Source organism: Amycolatopsis sp. lyj-109, assembly GCF_046548995.1.
GTDB lineage: Bacteria > Actinomycetota > Actinomycetes > Mycobacteriales > Pseudonocardiaceae > Amycolatopsis.
In genome coordinates this window covers 336,088-359,318 of sequence record NZ_JAJPWR010000004.1, presented here as the reverse complement: position 1 = coordinate 359,318, position 23,231 = coordinate 336,088, and the positions used below count along the sequence as shown (strand labels likewise).

The following is a 23,231-nucleotide window of genomic DNA, read 5'->3' as shown; positions in this document are numbered from 1 at the left end:
TGGCGTTCAACGATTTGCTACCGGTTGGCGTCGCGCCAGGCCAGCAGTCCGGTCAGTGCCGTGAAGTCGTAACCCTCGTCGGTGGGTTTGAGTTCCGTGACGTGCAGCGTGATGCCCTCGGCGAGCAGCTCGTCGGCCCTGGCCGCGGTGGTCCAGTTGGTGGCCCGTTCGATCGCGCTGTCGTCGCGGCCCGCCGCGGCGGCGTGCTGCTTGACGATGTCGTTCTTGGTGCGGAACTTCTCGAGATCGAGCCCGCTGTGCCAGATGTGGGCGTGTTTCCCCACGAGCGGCAGGGTGCGGCGCTCGCCGGCGCCGCCGATGAGGATGGGGATCTGCCGCAGCGGCTTCGGGTTCAGGTTCTCGAGCCGGTGCTCGATGCGCTGCACGCCTTCGGTGAACAGGTCCATCCGGGAGCGGAGCGTCCCGTAGTCGTAGCCGTAACCCCGGTAGTCCTTTTCGTACCAGCCGGCGCCGACGCCGAGGATCAGCCTGCCGCCGCTGATGTGGTCGACCGTGCGGGCCATGTCGGCGAGCAGGTCGGGGTTGCGGTAGCCGATCCCGGTGACCAGCAGCCCGATCTCGGCCTTGGTCGTGATCTCCGCCCACGACGCCAGCGCGGTCCAGGCCTCGAAGTTGCTGACGTCCGGCTGCACCGGTTCGAGCGCGATCCCGGTGGCGGTGCGGCGGACCGCGGGCTTGTGGAAGTGGTCGTAGCCGAGCACGACATCGGCGCCCAGCTCCTCGGCCCGCAGCACCGCGGCCCGCCAGCTCCGGTAGTCCGGAGCGCCGCCGGGCCAGACGTGCGCGGCGGCGCGGACCGGTCGGGTCACGCGATCTTCTTCGCCGACATGATCCCGTGGACGACGAACGTGCCCGGCAGGAGCCGGGCCGGGTCCTGGGTCACGGTCTTGGTGACTTCGAACCCGCACTCCCGCAGCAGTTCGCAGTAGGTCGACAGTTTCTGCGGTCCGCCCTGGCCCATGGTGCAGCCGAGGAAGAACGCGGGGAAGAAGTCGACGTCGACGGCGGCGGAGTCCCGGGTGTTCTCGGGGTACACGGGCACAAGGATGTGCACCGATCCGCCGTCGACCAGCGCCGCGTGAACCCCGCGGAGGATCTTGCGCACCTCCTCCTTGTCCCACATGTCCAGGAAGTGCTTGATCAGGGCGACGTCGTAGCCGTCGGGGAGGGTCTTGAAGACGTCGCCACCGACGAAGGAGCACTCCTGCTCGAGGCCGTGGGAGCGGAAGTTCTCCAGGGCCTCCTTCTCCTTCTCGGGCAGGTCGAAGGTGGTCACGTGCAGTCCGGGCGACGCCTTGAGCTTGTGCGTCAGGATCGCGCCGAGGCCGGTGTTCCCCGCGACGTCGAGGACCCGGGCGCCGTCCGGGATGTCGATCTTGTCGAAGAACCAGGGGTCGATGTGGGCGGTGACGTTGTCCATCAGCGTCGCCCACGACTCGCGCAGATCCTTGTGCTCGGCCACGGCGTCGTAGAGGGTGCCGCCGGTGAACCCGTACAGCTTCTCCAGGCCGACGATGGTGCCGGTCTGCACGCTTTCGGTCAGGTAGAAGACCTGCCGGAGCATGGTCACCTTGATCATGTCCAGCAGCTTGAGCACCCGCTGGATGTCGGCCTCCGCGACGTCGGCGAGCGCGTCGAGGGAGTACCCGCCGGTGGCCTCGTCCTGGGCGACGAAGCCCTCCTTCACCAGCAGGAGCAGCAGCTGTTCCACCGCGTCCGGCGTGGTGCCGACGGCCGCGCCGAGCTCGGCCGCGGTCCGTCCGCCCTGCCGGCGGATGGCGTCGATCAGGCCGAGCTCGAAACAGCTCAGCAGGTTCATGAACCTCGCGGGTCCCACCATGAAATCGGTGAACCGGTCGAGCGTGGCCTTCGCGGACATGTGCGGTGTTCCCTTCGGGTGAGGTGGTTCGCGGCGGTCTCCGGCGCGAGGAACGGTCCTTTCCCTGCGGGTTTCGCAACGAAAGGACCGTTCCTCGCCTGGGGGTGATGTCGATCCTGGGCGATGGGGAAGGTCGCGTCAGGCCCCAGGGGAGCCCGCGGCGCGGACGGGCGGGCCGAGGTGCTGCACCTGGAACTCCGGCGGCGCGGGTTCGCCCGCGTTGAGCTTCGCGAAGACGTTCTCCAGGCCACCGGGCGTCGAGACGGTCAGGCCCGAGGCCGCTTCCGGGCCCGCGTTGGAGAACGAGTGCGGGGTGTTGCGGGGCATCCAGGCCAGCTGCCCAGGGCCGAGGACGTGGCGCTCGCCGCGAATCTGGAACACCACCTGCCCCCGCAGCACGTAAAATGCCTCGTCGAAATTGTGCTGGTGCAGACCGGGGCCTTCCTGCCACGGTTCAAGATGCCATTCGAGAAGGCTGAACGCGTCCGCGGTGTCCCGGCCGAGAAGCTTGAAGGCGGTCGTGTAACCCGTACCACCTTGCGAATTCGGGCGGGCCTCGGACGGCTCCAGCACAAATGGTTTCGATCGTTCCACGATGACCTCGTCAGCATTGGGCGATTCGGTGTTCGGACGTTGTTCTGCCGATTGTTTCCCGGGAGCGACGCTGCCCCTGCCCCCGATGGTGGCGCCCCGCGTTAGAGCACTGCTCAAGCGGCGGGGACCGGCTGGGCGGCGACGTGGTCCGCGGCCTCGCGCGCCTTGGCGCGCACGGCGGCGAGGTCGTGGCCGGCCAGCTTGCCGTCCCGCTTGACGACCTTGCCCGCCACCAGCACGGTGTCGACGTTGCCGGGGTGCGCGGCGGTGACCACGCTGCCGATCGGGTCGTGCGCGCACGCCAGGTTCAGGTCGTCGGCCCGCAGCAGCACCACGTCGGCCTGCTTGCCGACCTTCAGCGAGCCGACCTGGTCGCCGAGACCGAGCGCGTTCGCGCCGTCCAGGGTGGCCATCCGCAGCAGGTCGCCGGGGGTCAGGTGCGGGCCGGGGGCGAGGTAGCTGGTCAGCAGGCCGGCGCGCATCACCGAGAACATGTCGCCGCCCACCGTGGTGACCACGTCGACGCCGAGCGCGGTGTTCGCGCCCGCGGTGCGCAGCCTGCCGAGCAGCGGGCCGCCGTGGCCCAGCCGGGCCTCCACCGCCGGGGTGACGGACACCGCGGCGCCGGAGTCGCCGATCATCTTCAGTTCGTCGTCGGACAGGTCGTTGCCGTGCACGTACAGGATGTCCGGGCGGAGCAGGCCGTTGTCGCGCAACAACTCGATCGGCCGTTCGTTGACCGGGCCGCTGCCGATGTGCGTCACCAGCGACAAGCCCAGCTCGTCGGCCAGGTTCCAGTCGGCGACGATCGATTCCACGTGCTGGTTCGACGGCCCGAGCGAGGCCGCCACCATGGTCAGCAGCGGGGCATCGGTGCCGAACAGCGCGTGCGCCCGGCGGACCGCGGCGGTGTCCTGGGGGGTGAGCAGGTAGCCGAAGACCGCGCGGACGCCGGCGGTGCGCAGTCCTTCGAACGCGGCCTCGGCGTAGTCGTAGTCCGACTCGCCGGCCACGTAGCCGTCGGGGGTGACGCGGTCCGCACGAGCGTAGGCGAAGTCCTGCACGGTGGTGACGCCGGCGTCGAGGCACTCCAGCGCGCCGAGCGTGTTCGCCGCGAGCACGTCCTCCGGCCGGAACCGCGGGCCGAGCTGCTGGCGCACCAGGGTGAAGTACTCGGGCAGGTCCATGTCGACCGCGATGGAGCGCAGCACGGCCTGCCAGACGTGGCGGTGGGTGTCCACGAAGCCCGGCAGCACGATGCGGTCGGTGGCGTCCAGCACGGTCGTGCCCGCCGGGGTGGGCAGTCCGGGGCCGACCGCGGCGATGCGGCCGTTTTCGATCAGTACGTCGCAGTTGTGACGCGCGATCGGCGTCGGTTCGGTGTCGATGACCAACCCGTTGCGCAGCAGCAAGGATTCCACTGCACACCTCCCATGCTCGTGCGAAGAATTTCTTCGAAGCTAGCACGGTGAAACGGCAGCATGAAAGCACCGGAATAAATTGCCGACCGGGTTAGCCGTACTTGAGTGGCGCTATAACCTCGGGCTTCATCCTGGGCTCCAGCGACGTCGACCGTGCCGTTTGAAATCGGTGAACGCAATTGACGACGAATGGTATCGGTCTGTGTTCGGATTAGTGAATGCTTCCGGCACGTGGCACGGCCTGAATTCACCCGATCGAGGAGTCCACGATGACCACCCATATCGCCGCCCCGGACGCCGTCGCGGAGCATGCCGCGAACGAAGCGTTCGCGGAGCTCCTGTTCTCCCCGGAGGGGCTGGTCGACCCGTACTCGCGCTACCACCGGCTCCGCAAGGCCGCGCCCGTGCACCGCAGCAGCATGGGCACCTGGGTGCTCACCCGGTACGACGACGTCGACGAGTTCCTGCGCGGCAAAGAGGTCGACAAGGACATCGAGACGTGGATGGCGGGCCGCTTCGCCGGCGAGTGGGACCAGCACCCGGCGCTGGGCAAGCTGGCCGCGAACATGCTGTGGGCCAATCCGCCGAACCACTCCCGCCTGCGCCGGATCGTCAACCGCGCCTTCACCGTGAAGCGGGTGATGGAGCACCGGGCTTACATCGAGCGCCGGTTCGACGAGCTCATCGCCCCGCTCGCCGAGGCGGGCGGCGGCGACATCTGCAACGACGTCTGCTTCCCGCTCGCGCTGAGCGTGATGGCTCAGCTCGTCGGCGTCCCGCAGGAGCAGGCGCCGCTGCTGCGCGACAAGATCCGGGACTTCCAGCGGGTGTTCGAGCCGGGCATGACCGCCTCGGAACTGCGCACGGCCGACAAAGCGGCGGTGTTCCTGGACGACTACTTCGGCGACCTCGTGCGCCGTCGGCAGGCCAAGCGGGAGGACGACCTGCTTTCCGCGCTGATCGACGCCGTCGACGAGGACGGCGAGCGGCTGGACTTCTTCGAGCTGGTCCAGATGTGCCACATGATCATCGCCGCGGGCAGCGAGACCACCACGTTCTTCATGACCAACGGCATCCGGCTGTTCATCGAGCACCCGGATCAGGCGGAGCTGCTGCGCCGGGACCCCAAGCTGCTCGGTCAGGCGGTCACGGAAGTCCTGCGCTACGAGCCCTCGGCGCACATGATCCCCCGGACGACGACCGGGCCGGTGCGGCTCGGCGACGTCGAGATCCCGGCGCGTTCGCGGGTCATGGTGTGGATCGCCGCGGCCAACCGCGACCCGGAGCACTTCCCGGACCCGGACCGGTTCGACATCACGCGGACCGGGACTTCGCCGATGGCCTACGGGCTGGGGATTCACTTCTGCCTCGGCTGGCGGCTGGCCAACCTGCAGGCCGAGACGGTCTTCCCGGCGATGCTCAACCGGTTCCGCGACCTGGAGATCACCGAGCCGCTGCGGCACCGGCCGCGGGTGGCCTTCCCGCAGGTCGAATCCCTGCCGATCCGGTTCGCCGAGAACGGGGACCCGCGATGACCACGCAGACGAAAGTCCGGTTCCTGTCCGAGGCGTACCTGGCCGAGATGGAAAACCTGGCCTCGGCGAACCAGCAGCCCATCCCGCACGTGAACGTCCGGGTCCAGTTCCACGCCACGGACACTCCCGAGTCTACAGTGGACTATTACCTGCGGATCGAGAAGGGCATCATCGTCAAGGCCGGTCGCGGCCGGATCGCCGACCCCGATCTGGCGATCACCGCGACCTACCGCGATCTGGTGGACTTCCAGTCCGGCGATCTGCACGCCGCGACCGCCTTCGTCACCGGGCAGTTCGCGGTCACCGGGGACAAGGCGAAGCTGCTGGAGCTGATGATCGTGTTCCAGTCCGGGGCCTACCACCTGTTCGTCGCCGACCTGTGGGGCCGGACCTCATGGTGACGCACACGATCTTCTTCGCGTTCCCCGACGAGATGACCGAGGCCGACCGCGCGGAGTTCTTCCGCGAGGGCACCGCGATGGCGCTGGCCTCGGACCTGGTGGAGTCCTACGTGCACAAGCCCAGCATCCCGTTGCCGACCCACGTCGCACCGGCGTTCGTCCCTTCGGCGATGGCGCAGATGCGCTACCCCGACCTGGCGTCGCTGCAGAAGTACCTGACGCACCCGCCGGTGGGCGAGTTCGTGCGGAAGTGGCAGCAGAAGTTCCCCTACCAGGCCGTCTCGGTGAACACCGAAGACTAGTCGACCGGAGCGCGTAACCATGCCCGTGAACCCGCACGCCCTCGCCCATCGCGACCCCCGCTTCGCCGACCAGCGGTGGCTGCTGGACCTGGTCATCGAAGTGCTCGGCCCGGAATGGGACCAGGACCGGCTGCACTATCTCTCGGCTCCGGTCAGCGCCGACCACAAGGGCGCTGTCCTCGGGCTGCAGCATTCGATCCGCAAGTTCGACGACTTCACCCGGGAAATGGTCAAGCTCGCCCACCACTTCGAACGTCGCGGTGCCGGGCAACTGCAGTCCGAGCACCCGGTTTCCGCGGGCGACGACTACTTCACGGCCGCGATCCTCTACGGCGGCGCGCAGTGGCCGATCTTCGCCAACACCGAGCTCAACGTCGTCCTCGAGCAGAAGAAGGTCGACTGCTACACCGCCTACACCGCCACCGCCGACCACCACATCGAACCGGTCGAGATCCCCTACGAGGGACGGACGCTGGCGGGCTGGCTGCACCTGCCGGCCGGCCGGGTCGGCAAGCCGGGAGCCCTGCCGTGCGTGGTGATGCTGTCGGGCATGGACGGCTTCAAGGAGATGAACGTCTTCGCGTCCGCCGACCGCTACCTGCGCCGCGGCATGGCCGTGCTGTCCTTCGACGGTCCCGGGCAGGGTACTTCGCTGGTCCGGGAGATCTGGTACGACCCCGACGAGTACGGGCAGGTGGGCACCGCCGCCTACGAGCTCGTCGCGGCGCGGCAGGAGATCGATCCGGCCCGGGTCATGCTCTGCGGAGTGAGCCAGGGTTCGTTCTGGGCCACGCAGATGGCCGCCGCCGAGCCGCGGTTTTCGGCGTGCGCGGTGATGTTCACGTGCTTCGACCCCGGCAACACCACCATGCTCACCATGCACTCGCCGACGTTCCGGCAGCGCTTCATGTACATGACCGGCACCTCCAGCGTGGACGAGCTCGAGGCGAAGCTGACCACGATGACCGTCGCCGGGCTCGGCGAGCGGATCGCCATGCCGTACCTGGTGGTCATGGGCGAGGACGATCCGCTGTGCGACCCGGCGGAAACCTACGATCACCTGAACGAGGTGCCGGGGCCCAAGGAACTGCTGTTCTACACGGGCGAGCACCACGCGCCGGTGACCCGCACCTCCGGCAGGCTCGGCCCGGCCGTCTTCCTCGCCGTCGCCGACTGGCTCGCCGACCGGGCCGCGGGCAACCCGCTCGCGTCCCGGCACGTCACCATCGACTCCTTCGGGCGCAGCCACATCGAGCCCTGGGGCGAGGAGCGGTACTACAACTACGGCGCGCCCCTCGACCCGCAGACCTTGTTCAAGGACGGCCCCGAAACCGGGCTGGCGTGAAGGCCGCGGTCCTGCACGCCCTCGGCGAGCTTCCGCGCTTCGAGGACGTCCCCGAGCCGGTTCCGGGCGAGGGCCAGGAAATCGTGCACGTGACGGCGTGCCCGCTGACGAACCTGGACCGGGTCCTCGCGGCCGGGACGCACTTCGCTTCACGCGCCGAGCTGCCGGCGGTGTGCGGCACGCTCGCCGTCGGCCGGCTCGCGGACGGCCTGCGCGTCCTGTTCCGCTCACCCGGCGGGACCATGGCCGAGCGGGCGGTGACCCGGCGGGAGTGGTGCACGCCCATCCCGGACGGCCTCGACGACGAGCCGGCCGCGGCGATCCAGAACCCGGGCGTCTCGACGTGGGCCGCGTTGGAGTGGCGCGCGAAGCTGCGGGCGGGGGAGCGCGTGCTCGTCCTCGGCGCGACCGGAGTCGCGGGCCGGATCGCGGTTCAGCTCGCCGAGCGCCTCGGCGCGAGCCGGGTCGTGGGCGCGGGCCGCAACCCCCGCGTGCTGGCGTCCCTGCGTGAACTCGGCGCCGACGCGACCATCCGGCTCGACCAGCCCGAGGACGCCTTGCGCGCGGCCTTCCGCGCCGAAGGCGGTTTCGACGTCGTCGTGGACTACCTGTGGGGCCGGCCGACGGAAGTCTTCATCAGCACGCTCGGCAGCAGCGATATGGAGCTGAGGTTCTCGCGCACCCGGCTGATCCAGGTCGGCACCATGGCCGGGGCGCAGGTGGCGTTGCCGGCCGAGATCCTGCGCAGCAGCGGCCTCGAAGTCGTCGGCTTCGGCACCGGCAACGCGCCGCCCGCCGCGGATCTTGCCCGGCTCCTCGGCCGGGTCCTGGACCTCGTGGCGGGCGGCGACCTGCGGATCGACGTCAACCGGGTCCCGCTGGCGCAGGTCCAGGAGGTGTGGAACCTCGACCAGAAGGGCACCCGGACGGTCCTGATCCCGTAGTAGTGGTCACCACCAAGAGCAGTCACGAGACACCCTTAACTCGGCCCGGCTTGGCCTCCGGCCATGGCGATGACCAGTTTGCCGCCCTTCGGGCGCCGCTCGCGCTCCAGCTCCGTCAGGGCCTGAATCGCCTCGGCCAACGGGACCGTGCGGGCGATGGGCAGGCGCAGGGTCCGGGCCACCTCCTCCAGGTCGGCGGTCACCGGCCGGCCCATCATCGCCCGGAACGGTCCGGGCAGGGCGCTCCTGAGCATTTTGGCCGGGGTCGGGACGATGTCGACGATGGTTCCGCGGGGCTTCAGCAGCGTTCGGGCCGCGGCGAAGGGAAGGATGCCGGGCGTGTCGAAGACGAGATCGAACCGTCCCGCGAGGGCGGCCGGGTCGAAGCCGAAACCCACGACAGGTTCGACGCCGAGCTCGCGGGCCTCGTCAGCCGAGGTGTCACGGCAGCTGCCCGCGACCGAGGCTCCCCGCGCCTGGGCGAACCGGACGGCCGCCCGGCCCACCCCGCCCAGGCACCCGTTGACGAAGACCGCCTGCCCGGGCCGGACATCCGCCGTGGCCTGGTAGGCGGTCACGCCCACGGTCGGCAGCGCGGCGGCCCGCTCGTACGAAAGGTCCACCGGTTTGAGCACGACCGCCTTCTCCTGGGCCGTCACCATCTCGGCGAACGCCCCCGCCTGCCGGAACCGAGCCACGCCGAGTACCGCGTCGCCGGCCTTCAGGCGGGTGACGCCTGCGCCGACCGCCTCGACGACTCCGGCGAAGTCGTGCCCCATCGCCCGGGGAAAGGAGCGACCGGTCATCAGCTTCATCTCGCCGTTGCGCATCTTCCAGTCCAGCGCGTTGGAAGCCGCCGCCCGGACGCGGACGCGGACCTCGTCCGGACCAGGGCGTGGTGGCTCGAACTCGGCGAGCCGCATCACCTCCGGGCCGCCGTAGCGGTCGTACTGAAGGCGCTTCACGAGGCGTATTCGTCCGAGATCTCGGTGGCGTAGTTCTGCCACAGCGGTTTCATGGTCTCGGCGTTGACCGGCTGCCCGGAATCGATCATGGCCTTGAAGTCGCGGAAGTACTGCACGTACAGGTCCGGCGTGAACGTGTTCAGCATGACCGCGTTCTCGGCGCCGACGTTGGCGAACGTGTGCGGCGCCCCGGTCGGCACGATGACCCAGGTGCCCGGCCCGGCGTCGTAGTGGTCCTCGCCGACGGTGAACCGGAACGTTCCCGCCAGCACGTAGAAGCCCTCGTCGTGCTGGGCGTGGCGGTGCTGCAACGGGCTCGGGGTGCCCGGGGGAATAGTGACCTCGGCGAACCCCAGCCGGTGGTCGGTGTGCTCGCCGTTCTCCAGGATCCGGATCTGCTGCGCCCCGCTGCCGAGGATCTCGCCCTCACCGGGGCGGACGATGTTCACCTTCGCCACGACTTTCCCATCTATTGCTCTGTTGCCGACCTTGGTGACCACCATCCTGTTCCGGGCCGGCTGTGCGCGTCTTGGTCGCCCGTGCACGGTTGCTGGTGACCAGTGCACGGGCGTTGTAGCCGTACGTCGCCTTGAAGAGCTTGCTGAAATGGGTGGGATCGGAGAATCCCCACCGGGCGGCCACGGCGGTGACCGTACGTCCGCTTCCGGTCAGCTCGGCCCGGCAGCGCTCGAGGCGGCGACGGCGGATCAGGGCCGCGACGGTGAGCGGCTGATCCTCGAACAGCTTGTGCAGCCGGCGTACGGAAATGTGGTGGGCGGCGGCGATACCGGGCGGGGACAGATCGGGATCAGCCAGCCGGGCCTCGATGTAGCCGGCGATCCGGTCCCGCAGCCGCTCGTCCGGGACCGGTTGTCCGTCGCCCAGCCGGGCCTCCAGCGCGACCGCGATCAGCTCGACGACGGCCGCCGCCGACCTCAGCGCCTCCGCCTCGCGGAACTCGGTCGCCAACCGCGCCGACTCCCGAACCAGCACGGAGACCAGAGCGCCCGGACCGTGCCTGCCGTCGATGCGTACGCCGATGAGCCGGTCGAGCTGCGCGGGCCGGATCCGAAGCTCCCGGCGCGGAACCAGGATGGTGACGTGCGCCGCGGCGGTGCTCTCGAACCGGATCGTGCGCGTGGGATCGAGCAGCACCAGGTCGGCCGGCCCGAGTTCGGCTTCGCCGCGCCCTTGCTCGATCCGCGTCCGGCCCCGGGTCATCACCTTGATCGCCAGGTTCTCGCCGTCGGAGGCGGCGCGCTCCCGCCCGATGCAGGAGCTCTCGGGCGTGGCGAGGGAGACCAGCCGCAGCGGCCCGAGGTCACGGGTGGCGATCCGGCCACGGAAGCCGGGCCCGGCCTGCTTGTTGACCAGCGACGGAAACCCGCTGGCGGCCAGCTCGTCCTGAAAGGTCTCAAGGTTGCCGATCACCAGTCAACGATAGCGCCGGCACTCCGGTGGGCACGGCGTTCGACGGGCGCAGGCCGTCAAGGGCGAGACGGTGAACTCCGGTGCGTAGCGGCCCTCGTCACCGGGACCGCGCCGCGGAAGACGAGCGTCAGTCCGCCGTGGTCAGCCGCAGCGTGGCGATCCCGCGCATGTCGAGCGTGGTGCCGGCCGGGGCTTCGGCGTAGCGGAGCAGGACCTGGTCGCAGCCGGGGCACCGGGCGACATAGCCCATCGGTGCGCCGAACACGCGGGCCGCGGCGAGGGGGCCGGATCGGCCGCAGCCCGCGCACGCCGCGACCGCGGTGCTCACCTCGGCGGTGAACACGCTGCTCAGCGGCCCGGCCAGGACGTTTCCGTCGAGGTGTCCGTCGGTCATCTCACCCTCCGAAGCGTTCGGCGCGCACGCGGGCCGGGTCGTGGCCCGCGTCGATCAGCAGGCCCGTGACCGTCTCGACGAACGACGTCGGCCCGCACACGTAACAGGTCGGTTCTTCCGCGGCCGGCAGCCCGTACGCGGTCAGGTCCGCCACGTCGATCCGGTGCGGCGTGCGCTCGACGCCGTCCGGCGCCTCCCGGGTGTACAGCACGGTCACCTCCGGGCCGTCCAGCTCGCCGGCGAAGTAGCCGTCCGAAGGGGTCCGGACCGAGTAGAGCAGCCGGAACGGCGGGCTCGCCGCCGAGCGGGCGCGCAGCATCGCCCTCAGCGGGGCGATCCCCGAGCCGCCGCCGATCAGCAGCACCGGGCCGGGTTGCTCCGGCCGCCACACGAACCAGCCGCCGAGCGGGCCGAGCACCTCGACCTCGTCCCCGACCTCGATGTCGCGCACGAGGTAGGGCGAGACTTCGCCGTCGGGGACCAGCTGCACGGTCAGTTCGACGAACTCGCCGTCGGCGGGGGCGGACAGCGAGTAGCTGCGCTGTGCGGTGTAGCCGTCCTCGGCCGTCAGCCGGAGGTCGGCGTGCTGCCCGGCGAGGTGTCCCGGCCACCCCGGCACGGCGAACCGCAGGGTGCGCGCGGTGGCCGTCTCGTCGCGGATCGCGACGAGCCGGGCGGTCAGCCGGCGGTGGCCTAGTCGCCGTCGTAGCGCTGTTCCCGCCACGGGTCTCCGTAGTTGTGGTAGCCGAGCTCTTCCCAGAACCCGGGCTGGTCGTCGTGCATCAGCTGCAGCCCGCTGATCCACTTGGCCGACTTCCAGAAGTACAGGTGCGGCACGAGCAGCCGGACGGGGCCGCCGTGCACCGGCTCCAAGGGCTCGCCCTCGAACTCGAAGGCGAGCCACGCCTTGCCGTCGAGCACGTCCTCCAGCGGCAGGTTGGTGGTGTAGCCGCCGTGGCTGTGCACCAGCACGTAGTCCGCGGCGGTCTCGACGTCCTCCAGCAGCACGTCGAGCGACACGCCACGCCACGTCGTGCCGAACTTCGACCAGCGGGTGACGCAGTGGATGTCGACGGTCGGCTCTTCGGCGGGCAGCGCCATCAGGTCGGCCCACGTCCACGCATGCCGTTCGCCGCTCTCCGTGGTGACCGTGAACGACCAGTCGCCGGTCGACACCGGCGGGGTCGGCCCGGCCGAGAGGACGGGGAAGTCCTCGGTGAGGTACTGACCCGGCGGCAGGGCGGGGTCCTGCTCTCGACGCCCGTGGAACGCCCGGCTGAACACGGCCACGCCATCCCCCTTTCGTCGGGCGCTCAATCTAACCCACGCCGGATGCCCGGCGCACCAGCGGATCGGGGACCCACACCCGTCGTGAGTCCCTGATGTCTTTGCGGACGCCTCTGCTGCGGTGAAAACCGCAGCGGCCAACTCGCCAACCGCAGCGGCCAACTCACCTGCGTGCCCGGTGAGTTGGCCGTTCCGGTGTGTGAGTTGGCTGCTGCGAGCGGTGAGTTGGCCGTTCCTGTCCCGGCAGACCAGCCACCACGGCCACGCCGACCGAAGAACTGTCCCTGTGGTACTAGTCGATCTCGGTGCTGATTTCCGAGACGTGTGCACTGACGATTCGCCAGCCGGCAGGCATCCGTACCCACGTCTGGCTCTGTCGGCCCACGACCGGCCGGCCCGGGTAGTGAAACAGGGTGGTCACCACGGCGGTGTCGGTGCCGAAGGTGGTGATCCGGGTGTTCTGGGTGGCCCGGCCGTCGAGTGGTCCCTGGGTGGCGCGCCACGCGCGCAGTTCGTCGATGCCCTGCTGGTGGTCGGCGATGCCGAACCGGACGGTGGCCGGGCTGGCCCAGAACGACTCGTTCAGCACGGCGTGGTCGCCGGCCGACAGCGCCGCTTCGTAGCGGGCGAAGGCCGCCGACACCTCGGCGTGCACCGCTGGATCGTCGACAACGGGGCCGGTGGTCCCGTTGCCGGCGATCCTGCCGGTGGTGTTCATGAGGCGGATGCCGCGGGCTTCGCGTCGATCAGGTCCGTGGCGAGCGGTTGCGGCTCGGCGTCGGAGGTCGGCTCGCGGTGGAACACTGCGAACACCGCGCAGACCACGGCGAAGAACAGGTAGCCCAACGCGACCTGACCGCCACCCGCGTTCCAGCCGACCTGCTCGGCGTGGATCAACCCGACGAACGACAGCACCGCGCCGGCCGCCGCGTATCCGGCGGCCCACCAGAACTGCTTGTCGATGAGGAACGCGGTGATCGCGCCGAGTACCAGTCCGGCCAGGATGGCGCCGTCGCCGAGCAGGTGCAGGCCCTGGTAGACCACGCCCGCGCTCTCCAGGGCGGGTTCACCGACCTTGGCCGCGCTGGTGCCTGCCGCCGACAGCACGTTGTCCATCTGGCCGGTCGCCCAGGCCGCGACGTTGGGGATGATGGCCATGACCACCGCCACCGCGTGCGGCCGCGGTACGACCCGGAATGCCTGCGCGCCGATCAGCAGGCCGATGTACAGCAGGATCGGCACGATCGCCGGCACCGGCAGCAGCGCACTGAGCAGACCGAACAGGCCGCCGAAGCACATGAGCGCGATGACGACGCCGGTCAGCATCGAGTACGCCGTGCGGCCGCCGACCTCCTTCCAGCCCGGATGTCCGATGTAGACAGCGGGCGGGAACGGCGAGCCGAGCGCCGAGCCGACGATCGCGCCGATGCCGTCGGCCAGCAGCACGCTGCGCAGGTTGAAGTTGTCGCCGGCGGCAGCGGCGCTCTCCACGTTGGTCATGCCCTCGGTGAAGTTGTAGATGCCCAACGGGATGGCAGTGGCCAGCAATGGGCCGATCTCGGACAGGCCGTGCCCCAGCAGGTCGAACTGGAACGACGGCAGGCCGGCCACGATGTCGTGAACGGCCGCGGACACGTCCGCAGGGTGCATGTAGCCGCCGATCCAGCCGATGCCGGTGCCCACCACCAGCGCGGCCAGGCCGATCGGGATGCCGAACGGCAGCTTCACACCGGCGAAGAAACCGATGAGCAGCAACGCGAACACCGGCAGCGCGATCCACGCGGCCGCCCACATCTGGCCGGCCGGACGCATCGAAATGAAGGCGATGGAGATGCCGGCGAGCGTGCCCAGCATCGCCGCCTGCGGCGTGAACCTCCGGATGTACGGGCCGACGAACGCACCGGCCAGCACGATCAGCCCGATGATGAACGACCACGCCAGACCCGCCTGCCACGCCTTGATCGGGTCGTTCGTGCGCAGGTACACCGGCAGCATGATCACGAACGTCACGATGAACATGTGCGGCACGCTGGGCCCGTAGGGCATGGCGGTGACGTCGGTGCGGTTCTCCTTGTGGGCCAGGCGTCGGCCGAGCCAGGCGTAGTAGACGTTGCCGATCAGCAGCTGGATGCCCAGGGCCGGCAGGATCACCCCGTACACGTCGCCCGACGAGATCTTCGCGACGCCCAGGCACAATCCGGAGAGCACCAGGACGTTCACCAGGACGTTGAAGCCAAGACCGAAGAAGGCGTTGAGGTCACCGCTGACCCACAACGGCAGTTCGACATCGGAATCGGAGCGGCTGCGGGCGCGCGTGAAGATGGACATGACCGGTTCCTTCCGCGGGTCTCAACGGGCCGGGGTGGCAAGAACGGAAAGCGCGGCGAGGTAGGCGGACGACGGAGCGACCCAGCCGAAGATGCCGCCCTGCGCGGAGATCATGGCCAGACCGGCGTCCTGGAACTCGGGGAAGTACGAACCGACGCAGTCCGACAGCACCAGGCATTCGTAGCCGCGGTCGTTGGCCTCACGGACGGTGGTGTGCACGCAGACCTCGGTCGTCACGCCGGTCACCACCAGCGAGGTGATCCCTGCCGCGGACAGCACCTTGCCGAGTTCGGTGCTGTAGAACGCGCCCTTGCCCGGCTTGTCGATCACCAATTCGCCGTCGACGGGCGCGAGTTCGTCGATGATGCCGTGGCCGTGTTCACCGCGGATCAGGATGCGGCCTCCCGGACCGGGATCGCCGATGCGCATCGACGGGCGACCGCGCTCGAGTTTGGCCGGCGGGCAGTCGGACAGGTCCGGCAGATGGCCCTCGCGGGTGTGGATCACCATCACGCCGGCGGCACGCGTCGCGGCGAGGGTTCGCTGGAGCGGAGCGATGACCCCGCGCAACCGGCTCACGTCGTTGCCGAGCGTTTCGCCGAACCCGCCCGGTTCGACGAAATCCCGCTGCATGTCGATCACCAGGAGCGCGGTTGTGGTCGGCTCGAACAGGAACGATGTGGGGTCGGCGTCGACCTTGAGGGGAGTGGTCATCGGCTGTCGGGCCCTTTCGTTTTCGATCAGTCGTCGGTGGTGATCGCCCCGATCACGGCATCGGAAGTGGCCACGGCCCCGAACACGCCGCCCTGCATGGTCACCATCTTCAGCGCGGCCGCGTGGTTGCCGGGATCGGTCGCGCCGGTGCAGTCGGACAGGATCAGGCATTCCAGACCGCGGTCGTTGGCCTCGCGCATCGTGGTGTGCACACACACGTCGGTCGTGATGCCGGTCAGGATCAGGTGGCTGATCGCGTTGGCGCGCAACACCAAATCCAGGTTGGTGGCGTAGAACGCGCCCTTGCCCGGCTTGTCGATCACGACTTCGCCGGGCACCGGCGAGACCTCGTCGACGATCTCCCAGCCCGGTTCGCCGCGGACCAGGATGCGGCCGGCCGGCCCGGCACTGCCGATCTCCGCGCCGATCCGGGCCGAACGCCACCGCTTGTTGGGCGGCAGGTCGGTCAGGTCCGGCAGATGACCTTCCCGGGTGTGAATCACCAACATGCCCACGTTCCGGGCGTGGGCAAGGAGTTTCTGCGTGCCGGGCAGGCCGGCTCTGGTGAGTTCGAGGTCGTAGCCCATCCGCTCGACGTAGCCACCAGGTCCGCAGAAGTCGGTCTGCCAGTCGATGCACAGCAGGGCGACCCGGTCGATCGGCACCACCGTGTCGTAGGGCCAGGGGTAGGGATCTGCCTGAACCGGTCCTATCCGCGCGGTCATAGTCGTCGATTGTCGGCCGCTTCGTTTCCGGCGGGAACGTAGTGAGTTACGTCTCAGTTACCAGCTCGGTTGACGCTACAGCCAGTCGTGCTCACGGGCGTATCGGGCCGCTTCGTGGCGGGTGCGGGTCTGGGTCTTCTGCATCGCGTTGGACAGGTAGTTGCGGACCGTCCCCTCCGCGAGGTGCAGCTGCCCGGCGATGTCGGCCACCGAAAAACCCTCGCGGGTCGCCCGCAGGACGTCCAGCTCCCGGTCGGTCAGCGGGCAGTCGTCGACGACGGCGAGGGCCGAGACGTCCGGGTCGATCCAGCGCTTGCCCGCGTGCAGGGTCTTGATCACTGCCGTGATGTGGGCCGGTTCCGCGGCCTTGCTGACGAAGCCCTGGACGCCGAGCTTCAGCGCCTTGCGGAGCACGCCGGGGCGGGCGTGGCGGGTCAGCATCAGGATCACCTGCTCCGGCCGGGCCCGGCGGATCTGCTCGACCGCGCCGAGCCCGTCCACGCGGGGCATCTCGAGGTCGATGACCAGCACGTCCGGCCGGTGCTCGAGGGTGGCCGCGATCGCCGTTTCGCCGTCGTCGGCCTCCGCCAGCACCGTGATCTCGCCTTCCATCGGCAGCAGCGCGGCCAGCGCCTTGCGGAGCAGGGCTTCGTCGTCGGCGAGCACCACCGTCGTCATCGTCGGGCCTCCTTCGGCGCTTTTGGGGGTCCGGGTGGCGAAGCCCCCGGCCCGGGGCGAAGCCCCGGTTGTCACGGCGCGGGGAAGGTCGTCGCGGTGCGGAAGCGGCCGCCCTGGTGCGAGACTTCCAGCTCGGCGCCGTGCTCCGCCAAGCGCTGCCGGAGCACCGCGAGCCCGCCGAGCTCGAGCCCGCCGAGCTCGAGCGGGCCGGTGTCCGGGGCGCCGTCGTTGACGATCGCGATCCCGCGCCGGGTGAGCGTGATCCCCACCTGGCGGGCTTCGGCGTGCCGCAGGATGTTGGTCGTCGTCTCGCGCAGGACCTGGCCGAGCAGTTCGCCCGCGGCGGCGTCCACTTCGGACTCGCGCGTGACGCGGACGTGGATCCCGGCGGCCTCGAAGAGGTTCTTGGCGTTCTCCAGCTCGGCGGACAGGTTCAGCCGCCGTTGGGCGTAGGCGAGTTCCTTGGTTCGGACGATGGTTTCACCGACCAGGTCGTGCACTTCACGCAGTTCCTCGCGCGCCCGATCCGGTTCGCGGTCCAGCAGTTTCTCGGCCAGGGCCACCTTCAGCTTCACCACGTGCAGGGTGTGCCCCTGGATGTCGTGCAGGTCGGACGCGAAGCGCACCCGTTCCCGGGTGACGGCGAGGTCCGCTTCGCGCTCGCGAGACTGCTCGAGCTCCGCGATCAGGTCGAAGAAGCGCTGGCTGACGAACATGAACGCGGTCGAGACCAGCATGGCGGCCGCGGGCACGGCAGCGAACTGGAACAGCCGCCAGCCGATCCGGTCGTCGTGCACGAGGACGTTCGCCGCGCCCAGCCCCGCGATCAGGACGGCCAGCCCGGCCAGCGCGGCGAGCCGGTGGCGGGGCAGCGGCGGGATCAGGAACGACCCGACGACGGACAGCCCGAAGAACGCGGACGTGTCGTCGGTCAGCGCCCCGGCCAGCCAGACCACCGCCGCGACGACCAGGCTCGGGCGCGCGACGCGGAGGTAGTCGCCCGCGGTCCAGCGTTCGGCCGTCGCCAGCGCCGCGATGAGCCCCACGGCCTGGATCACGACGTGCCACCAGGACCGGGCGTTGACCAGCAGCAGGAACACGCCGACGATCGCCAGCGGCGGGACGGTCGTGATCAGGTTCAGCCGACGCAGCCGTTCCTGGACTTTTCCGCCGGTCCAGGACGTCCTGCGCGCGATCGCCGGCATCTCCACCAGCCGAGCGTATCCGGCTGAGCGGGCCGCACCAGTGACACCACGTCATGTATCCGGGTGACGCCGCCGCACTGCCGGGCCGCGCCGATCCACGCTGGAATTCGAGGCATGTCCACGACACCGGTCATCGACGTCGATCGCCTCACCCTCACCTACGGCGGCTTCCCCGCCGTGAAGGACCTTTCGTTCCAAGTGGATCGCGGGGAGCTGTACGCCCTGCTCGGCACGAACGGCGCCGGCAAGACCTCGACCCTGGAGACGGTCGAAGGCCACCGCGCGCCGACCTCGGGTGCCGTGCGGGTGTTCGGGAAGGACCCCCGCGACCGCGCCGCCGTCCGCCCGCGGCTGGGGATCATGCTGCAGGAGAGCGGGTTTTCCGCCGATCTGACCGTGCGCGAGACCGTCGGGCTGGTCGGGCGGCTCACCGGACGGCACGACGACGTAGGGCGCCTGCTCGGCGTGGCCGGCCTCACCCGCAAGGCGGGCACCAAGGCCGGGCAGCTCTCGGGCGGGGAGAAACGGCGGCTCGACTTCGCCACCGCCGTCTACGGCACGCCCGAGCTGGTCTTCCTCGACGAGCCCACCACCGGCCTCGACATCCAGTCGCGGGACGCGCTGTGGAACGCCGTCGACCGGCTGCGGGAGGACGGCTCCACGGTCGTGCTCACCACGCACTACCTCGAGGAAGCCCAGCAGCGCGCCGACCGCATCGGGCTCATGCACCAGGGTGCCCTCCACCGCGAGGGCACCGTCGCCGAGCTGACCCGGACGCTGCCCTCGACCATCCACTTCGGACTCCCGGCCCACGCGCCGTCGCCGCCGCTGCTCGCCACGCGCGGGGTGGACGGCAAGTTCCTCGTCGAGACCTTCGGCCTGCAGAAGGACCTGCACACGTTGCTCGCCTGGGCGCAGGACCAGGCCGTGGAGCTGCTGGACCTGCAGGCCGGGCCGACGCGGCTCGACGACGTCTTCCGTTCCATCGAAAACTCCTGAGAGGAGCAACCATGTTGACGATCGCCCGCAGCGAGCTGATCCAGCTCTTCCGGAACCGGCTCGTGCTGGTCACCGCCCTGGTGCTGCCGGCAGCGCTCAGCGCGTTCTTCATCGCCCGGCACGACGTCTTCACCGAGATGGGGAGCCTCGGCTACCTCGCGACGCTGACGTTGTTCTTCGTGCTGGGCATCGGCCTCTACACCACGACGGTGACGACGCTGGCCGCCCGCCGCCAGAACCTGTTCCTCAAGCGGCTGCGCTCGACCGCGGCCGGGGACGCCGGCATCCTCGGCGGGCTGCTGCTGCCGGTCACCGCGATCGCGGTGGTCCAGATCGCCGTGCTGCTCGCGGTGCTGGCCGTGGTCACCGGGAAGCCGGCGAACCCGCTGCTGCTGGCCGTGGCCGTCGTGGCCGCCGTGGCGATGATGCTCGCACTGGGCCTGGCCACGGCCGGGCTGACGAACTCGCCGGAACACGCGCAGGTGACCACCCTGCCGATCAGCGTCGGCGTGATGGCGGTGGCCGGCTGGGTCGGCCTCACCGGCACCGGCGAGCTCACGCTGCTCAAGCGCCTGCTGCCCGGCGGTTCGGCGGCCGAGCTGGTGCTCGACGCGTGGAACGGCGGGAAACCGGCCGCCGGCTCCCTGCTCCTCTTCGCCCCGACCCTGGCCTGGGTCTTCGTCGCGGTCGTGCTGGCGACCCGCCTCTTCCGCTGGGAACCGCGCCGCTGAGCGCGGTGCGAACGAAAGGAATTCCGATGCGCAAGACCTTACTGGTGGCCGCGATCGTCGTGCTCGGCGCGACGACCGTCGTCCCCGCGGCCTCCGCCGCGCCGAACACCCTGGACTGGGGATCCTGTCCCGCCGGGGCGTTCCCCACGCCGGACCTGCAGTGCACGACCATGAAAGTCCCGCTGGACTACCGGGAGCCCGGCGGGCGGACGATCGACGTCGCCGTGTCGCGCCTGCCGAGCAAGAACCCGGAGAAGCGGCGGGGCGTGCTGCTGACCAACCCGGGCGGCCCCGGCGGCGGTGGCCTCGACTACCCGCAGCTGCTGAAGTTCGTGAAGCTGCCCCAAGAAGTGCTCGATTCCTACGACATCATCGGGTTCGACCCGCGCGGGGTCGCGCACAGCACGCCGGTGACGTGCGACCTGACGCCGGAGCAGATCGCGGTCGGCAATCTGCCGTACGCGAAGGGCCCGGCCGACGTCGTGAAGCAGGCCGCGATCGCGAAGCGGGAAGCCACGCAGTGCGCCGACGCGAAGACCGGGTCGATGCTGCCGCACCTGACCACGGCGAACACCGCGCGGGACATGGACCGCATCCGGACGGCGCTCGACGAGCCGAAGGTGTCGTTCCTGGGCGCGTCCTACGGGACTTACCTGGGCGCGGTCTACACGACGCTGTTCCCCGAGCGCAGCGACCGGTTCGTGCTGGACAGCAACCTCGGGCCGGGCGGCTACGACATCGACGCCATGCGCGGCTTCGGGCGGGGCATGGAGGACCGGTTTCCGGAGTTCGCGGCCTTCGCCGCGGCGCACCCGGAGTACGGCCTCGGCACGACGCCTTCGCAGGTGACGGCCAAGTTCCACGAGCTGGCGGCGCGGCTGGACCGCGAGCCGGTCGAGGGCGTCACGGGCTCGATCTTCCGCGGTGTGACGTTCGAAGGCCTGTACGTGACGAACCTGACGCAGCTGGCCGAAGACTGGCAGGCGCTCGACCACGGGCGGGCCCCGAAGCCGCCGTCGGCACCGGTGACCGGGGTGGAAAACCTGCTGGCGGCCCGGTTCGCGGTGATCTGCGGCGACTCGGCGTGGCCACGCTGGATCGCGAGCTACCAGCTGGACGTCGCGGTCGACCGGGTCCGCTACCCGCTGCTCGGCGCGGCGAGCGCGAACATCGCGGCGTGCGCGTACTGGGCCCCGCCGGCCGAGCCGCGGGTGCGGATCACCGGCCACGGCCCGGCGAACGTGCTGATGATCCAGAACCAGCGTGACCCGGGCACGCCGTTGTCCGGGGCCCGCAAGCTGCGCGCGGCGTTCGGCGAGCGCGCCCGGATGATCACGATCGACCAGGGCGGGCACGGGGCCTACCTGTTCACGCCCAGCGAGTGCGGGAACTCGCTGGTGACCGGGTACCTGGTCAGCGGGAAGCGGCCGGACGACACCTTCTGCCCCGCGGGGAGCTGACCGTGGGCGGCGGTGCCACCCCTGTCACTCGGGTTGTGCCGCCGCCGTGCGTCGTTCGAGTACGCGGGAAACGGCGGCGTCGAAAACTTCGCTGAATGGGGAAGTGAACTGGGTGAACCTGGCCACCACCGCAGGTCCTGCCCCTTCCGGGGAGCCGGCGTCGAATGGCGGGTTCGGGTTGTACTCCATAGCGAGTTGACAGAATTTCGCCGACTCCTCGCCAAGGATATGAGCGACGAGGGTGAGGCCGAAATCGATTCCGGCTGTCACGCCACCGCCGGAAAGCCGGTTCCGGTCGATGCACACGCGCTCGGTCGATACCTCGACACCCAGCCGTGCCAGGTGCTGACGATTGGCCCAATGCGTCGCCGAACGGTAGCCGTCGAGCAGTCCGGCCGCCGCGAGGACGAGCGACCCATTGCAGACCGAGGTGATGAAGGACGCCCTCGCGCCACGGTTGACGAGGAACGAGATGGCTTTGTCGTCGAGCATCACCCGGTCCACTGCTCCTCCGGGAACGAACAGGATGTCGGGATCGGCAGGACATCCGGCGTACGTCGTGGTCGGCGAAACGGCGATCCCGACGTCGCCGGGCACCGGTTGAAGTGTTTCGGCGACGAGGTGGATTTCCATGCCCGCTGCTGCGAATGCCGTGTACGGGCCGACGAAATCGACGGCAGTGTGACCCTCGAAGAGAAGCATCTCGACAACGAGGGGACGTTCAGTGAAGATCGACATGTCGAAGCTCATGGCGATCACCGTACTGATCCTCGCATCGTAGGAAGAGTGGCTGATATGACAGCATGTGCTATTTTTCTGCCATGCAGGCTCGCTCGCACCCCCGCGCGGTGGCCGAGAAAATCGCCGTGCTGATCCTGGATGGTGTGGTGACCTTCGACCTCGGTGTTCCGCTGCTGGTGTTCGGTTCCTTGCCGGAGCACTACAAGCTCACGTTGTGCGCGCCCGACCTCGGCGCGGTGCTCAGCTCCGACGGTTACTCCTTGCACGTCGGGCACGGACTCGACGAGCTGGCTCGAGCGGACACCGTGGTCGTCCCCGGCTACGACCTGGATCGGCCGATCCCGGCGGCCGCGTCGACGGCGCTGCGCCGGGCGCACGCGGCCGGCGTCCGGATGGTGTCCATCTGCTCCGGCGTCTTCGCCTTGGCCGAGGCCGGTCTGCTCGACGGACTGACCGTCACCACGCACTGGCGGGCGGCGGAACTGCTCACCCGGAAGCACCCGAAGGTCACGGTGAACCCGGACGTCCTCTACCTCGATCACGGTCAGCTGCTGACCTCGGCAGGCGCGTCCGCCGGAATCGACCTCTGCCTGTACGTCGTCCGCCGCGACCACGGTGCCGTCGCCGCCAACACCGCGGCCAGGCTCGCGGTGGCCGCGCCGCACCGCGCCGGTGGTCAGGCCCAGTACATCGAGAGGGCGATCCCGCAGACATCCGGCCGGTCGCTCGCGCGGACGCGGGAGTGGGCGCTGCGGAATCTCGGCGAAGACCTGTCTGTGTCCCGGCTGGCCTCGCACGCGGCCATGTCCGAGCGCACGTTCGCTCGTCGCTTCGTCGAAGAAGCCGGTGTGTCACCGACGCAGTGGCTGCTGGCCGCCCGGCTCGATCTCGCCAAGCAGCTTCTCGAATCCGGTGCCACCGGCATCGACGAGATCGCACGTCGTGTCGGTCTCGGTAGCCCGGCCAACTTCCGTGCCCGCTTCCGCAAGGCGACCGGAACCAGCCCGACAGCGTACCGGCGGACCTTCGGCGTCCGGTGAGGGGTTTCCGGTGGCGGAACCCGTCGGCCCCGAAGAAGCGGCGACGCTCTAATCCTGGCTTCAGGTTGATCGGGGAGACTGAGCCGCAAGC

Annotated in this window: 26 protein-coding genes; 9 read left to right on the top strand and 17 right to left on the bottom strand. The window is 69.8% G+C overall.

Translation table 11 applies throughout. The features are described 5' to 3' along the window. Window positions 1-17 precede the first annotated feature (17 nt). The 4 genes from ACLJQF_RS11485 to ACLJQF_RS11470 form a co-directional block, all read right to left on the bottom strand. Window positions 18-830: an LLM class F420-dependent oxidoreductase gene (locus tag ACLJQF_RS11485; RefSeq protein WP_410608243.1), complete on the bottom strand. Its 813-nt coding sequence runs from the start codon at window positions 828-830 to the stop codon at window positions 18-20. Then, window positions 827-1,900 carry a methyltransferase gene (locus ACLJQF_RS11480; protein ID WP_410608242.1) on the bottom strand — a complete coding sequence of 358 codons (1,074 nt, stop codon included), beginning with the start codon at window positions 1,898-1,900 and terminating at the stop codon, window positions 827-829. Before ACLJQF_RS11480 ends, ACLJQF_RS11485 begins: the two co-directional genes overlap by 4 nt. A 138-nt stretch (window positions 1,901-2,038) precedes the next feature. Continuing rightward, window positions 2,039-2,473 carry a cupin domain-containing protein gene (locus ACLJQF_RS11475; RefSeq protein WP_410608241.1) on the bottom strand — a complete coding sequence of 145 codons (435 nt, stop codon included), beginning with the start codon at window positions 2,471-2,473 and terminating at the stop codon, window positions 2,039-2,041. A 134-nt stretch (window positions 2,474-2,607) separates the two neighbouring features. Continuing rightward, window positions 2,608-3,915, bottom strand: a complete 1,308-nt coding sequence (locus ACLJQF_RS11470) for an amidohydrolase family protein (RefSeq protein WP_410608240.1) — start codon at window positions 3,913-3,915, stop codon at window positions 2,608-2,610. A 269-nt stretch (window positions 3,916-4,184) separates the two neighbouring features. On the opposite strand from ACLJQF_RS11470, the gene ACLJQF_RS11465 reads away from it, so the two are divergent. The 5 genes from ACLJQF_RS11465 to ACLJQF_RS11445 are packed head-to-tail and all read left to right on the top strand — an operon-like array spanning window position 4,185 to window position 8,442. Then, the gene (locus tag ACLJQF_RS11465; RefSeq protein WP_410608239.1) at window positions 4,185-5,450 is read left to right on the top strand and encodes a cytochrome P450; all 1,266 of its coding nucleotides are present in this window, start codon (window positions 4,185-4,187) and stop codon (window positions 5,448-5,450) included. Further along, window positions 5,447-5,851 (top strand): SCP2 sterol-binding domain-containing protein, encoded by a 405-nt coding sequence (locus ACLJQF_RS11460; RefSeq protein ID WP_410608238.1) that lies wholly within the window; start codon window positions 5,447-5,449, stop codon window positions 5,849-5,851. Before ACLJQF_RS11465 ends, ACLJQF_RS11460 begins: the two co-directional genes overlap by 4 nt. Then, on the top strand, window positions 5,848-6,153 hold the full coding sequence (locus ACLJQF_RS11455) for a hypothetical protein (RefSeq protein ID WP_410608237.1): 306 nt from the start codon (window positions 5,848-5,850) through the stop codon (window positions 6,151-6,153). Before ACLJQF_RS11460 ends, ACLJQF_RS11455 begins: the two co-directional genes overlap by 4 nt. Before the next feature lie 19 nt (window positions 6,154-6,172). Beyond that, entirely contained in the window at window positions 6,173-7,498 is a 1,326-nt protein-coding gene (locus ACLJQF_RS11450; RefSeq protein WP_410608236.1) for an alpha/beta hydrolase family protein, read from the top strand. Beyond that, on the top strand, window positions 7,495-8,442 hold the full coding sequence (locus ACLJQF_RS11445) for a quinone oxidoreductase family protein (RefSeq protein WP_410608235.1): 948 nt from the start codon (window positions 7,495-7,497) through the stop codon (window positions 8,440-8,442). Before ACLJQF_RS11450 ends, ACLJQF_RS11445 begins: the two co-directional genes overlap by 4 nt. Window positions 8,443-8,477: 35 nt before the next feature. Here ACLJQF_RS11445 and ACLJQF_RS11440 read toward each other — a convergent pair whose 3' ends face one another. The 12 genes from ACLJQF_RS11440 to ACLJQF_RS11385 form a co-directional block, all read right to left on the bottom strand. Next, on the bottom strand, window positions 8,478-9,407 hold the full coding sequence (locus ACLJQF_RS11440; RefSeq protein ID WP_410608234.1) for an NADP-dependent oxidoreductase: 930 nt from the start codon (window positions 9,405-9,407) through the stop codon (window positions 8,478-8,480). Then, the gene (locus ACLJQF_RS11435; protein ID WP_410608233.1) at window positions 9,404-9,865 is read right to left on the bottom strand and encodes a cupin domain-containing protein; all 462 of its coding nucleotides are present in this window, start codon (window positions 9,863-9,865) and stop codon (window positions 9,404-9,406) included. Before ACLJQF_RS11435 ends, ACLJQF_RS11440 begins: the two co-directional genes overlap by 4 nt. Beyond that, on the bottom strand, window positions 9,834-10,838 hold the full coding sequence (locus ACLJQF_RS11430) for a helix-turn-helix domain-containing protein (protein ID WP_410608232.1): 1,005 nt from the start codon (window positions 10,836-10,838) through the stop codon (window positions 9,834-9,836). Before ACLJQF_RS11430 ends, ACLJQF_RS11435 begins: the two co-directional genes overlap by 32 nt. Window positions 10,839-10,965: 127 nt before the next feature. After that, window positions 10,966-11,232: a DUF6510 family protein gene (locus tag ACLJQF_RS11425; RefSeq protein ID WP_410608231.1), complete on the bottom strand. Its 267-nt coding sequence runs from the start codon at window positions 11,230-11,232 to the stop codon at window positions 10,966-10,968. A gap of 1 nt (window position 11,233) precedes the next feature. Next, complete coding sequence (locus ACLJQF_RS11420) at window positions 11,234-11,956, bottom strand: ferredoxin reductase (RefSeq protein ID WP_410608230.1); 723 nt, start codon at window positions 11,954-11,956, stop codon at window positions 11,234-11,236. Beyond that, a complete protein-coding gene (locus ACLJQF_RS11415) occupies window positions 11,926-12,516 on the bottom strand; it encodes a sulfite oxidase-like oxidoreductase (protein WP_410608380.1) in 591 nt (196 codons plus the stop codon). The genes ACLJQF_RS11420 and ACLJQF_RS11415 overlap by 31 nt, the downstream gene beginning before the upstream one ends. Window positions 12,517-12,811: 295 nt before the next feature. After that, a complete protein-coding gene (hpxZ, locus tag ACLJQF_RS11410; protein WP_410608229.1) occupies window positions 12,812-13,237 on the bottom strand; it encodes an oxalurate catabolism protein HpxZ in 426 nt (141 codons plus the stop codon). Further along, window positions 13,234-14,847: a regulator gene (locus ACLJQF_RS11405; protein WP_410608228.1), complete on the bottom strand. Its 1,614-nt coding sequence runs from the start codon at window positions 14,845-14,847 to the stop codon at window positions 13,234-13,236. The genes hpxZ and ACLJQF_RS11405 overlap by 4 nt, the downstream gene beginning before the upstream one ends. A 21-nt stretch (window positions 14,848-14,868) precedes the next feature. Continuing rightward, the gene (locus ACLJQF_RS11400; RefSeq protein ID WP_410608227.1) at window positions 14,869-15,561 is read right to left on the bottom strand and encodes a cysteine hydrolase family protein; all 693 of its coding nucleotides are present in this window, start codon (window positions 15,559-15,561) and stop codon (window positions 14,869-14,871) included. Between the two features lie 26 nt (window positions 15,562-15,587). Continuing rightward, complete coding sequence (locus tag ACLJQF_RS11395; RefSeq protein WP_410608226.1) at window positions 15,588-16,286, bottom strand: cysteine hydrolase family protein; 699 nt, start codon at window positions 16,284-16,286, stop codon at window positions 15,588-15,590. A 75-nt stretch (window positions 16,287-16,361) separates the two neighbouring features. Continuing rightward, on the bottom strand, window positions 16,362-16,964 hold the full coding sequence (locus ACLJQF_RS11390; protein WP_410608225.1) for a response regulator: 603 nt from the start codon (window positions 16,962-16,964) through the stop codon (window positions 16,362-16,364). A 71-nt stretch (window positions 16,965-17,035) separates the two neighbouring features. After that, on the bottom strand, window positions 17,036-18,175 hold the full coding sequence (locus ACLJQF_RS11385; RefSeq protein WP_410608224.1) for a sensor histidine kinase: 1,140 nt from the start codon (window positions 18,173-18,175) through the stop codon (window positions 17,036-17,038). A 108-nt stretch (window positions 18,176-18,283) separates the two neighbouring features. Here ACLJQF_RS11385 and ACLJQF_RS11380 point away from each other — a divergent pair, with 108 nt between their 5' ends. The 3 genes from ACLJQF_RS11380 to ACLJQF_RS11370 are packed head-to-tail and all read left to right on the top strand — an operon-like array spanning window position 18,284 to window position 21,359. Next, on the top strand, window positions 18,284-19,168 hold the full coding sequence (locus ACLJQF_RS11380; protein ID WP_410608223.1) for an ABC transporter ATP-binding protein: 885 nt from the start codon (window positions 18,284-18,286) through the stop codon (window positions 19,166-19,168). Between the two features lie 11 nt (window positions 19,169-19,179). Beyond that, window positions 19,180-19,899, top strand: a complete 720-nt coding sequence (locus tag ACLJQF_RS11375) for an ABC transporter permease (RefSeq protein WP_410608222.1) — start codon at window positions 19,180-19,182, stop codon at window positions 19,897-19,899. Window positions 19,900-19,925: 26 nt separating this feature from the next. Beyond that, complete coding sequence (locus ACLJQF_RS11370; protein ID WP_410608221.1) at window positions 19,926-21,359, top strand: alpha/beta hydrolase; 1,434 nt, start codon at window positions 19,926-19,928, stop codon at window positions 21,357-21,359. A 24-nt stretch (window positions 21,360-21,383) separates the two neighbouring features. Here ACLJQF_RS11370 and ACLJQF_RS11365 read toward each other — a convergent pair whose 3' ends face one another. After that, window positions 21,384-22,109: a DJ-1/PfpI family protein gene (locus tag ACLJQF_RS11365; protein ID WP_410608220.1), complete on the bottom strand. Its 726-nt coding sequence runs from the start codon at window positions 22,107-22,109 to the stop codon at window positions 21,384-21,386. Window positions 22,110-22,180: 71 nt separating this feature from the next. Here ACLJQF_RS11365 and ACLJQF_RS11360 point away from each other — a divergent pair, with 71 nt between their 5' ends. Then, window positions 22,181-23,140 carry a GlxA family transcriptional regulator gene (locus tag ACLJQF_RS11360; protein WP_410608219.1) on the top strand — a complete coding sequence of 320 codons (960 nt, stop codon included), beginning with the start codon at window positions 22,181-22,183 and terminating at the stop codon, window positions 23,138-23,140. Window positions 23,141-23,231 lie beyond the last annotated feature (91 nt).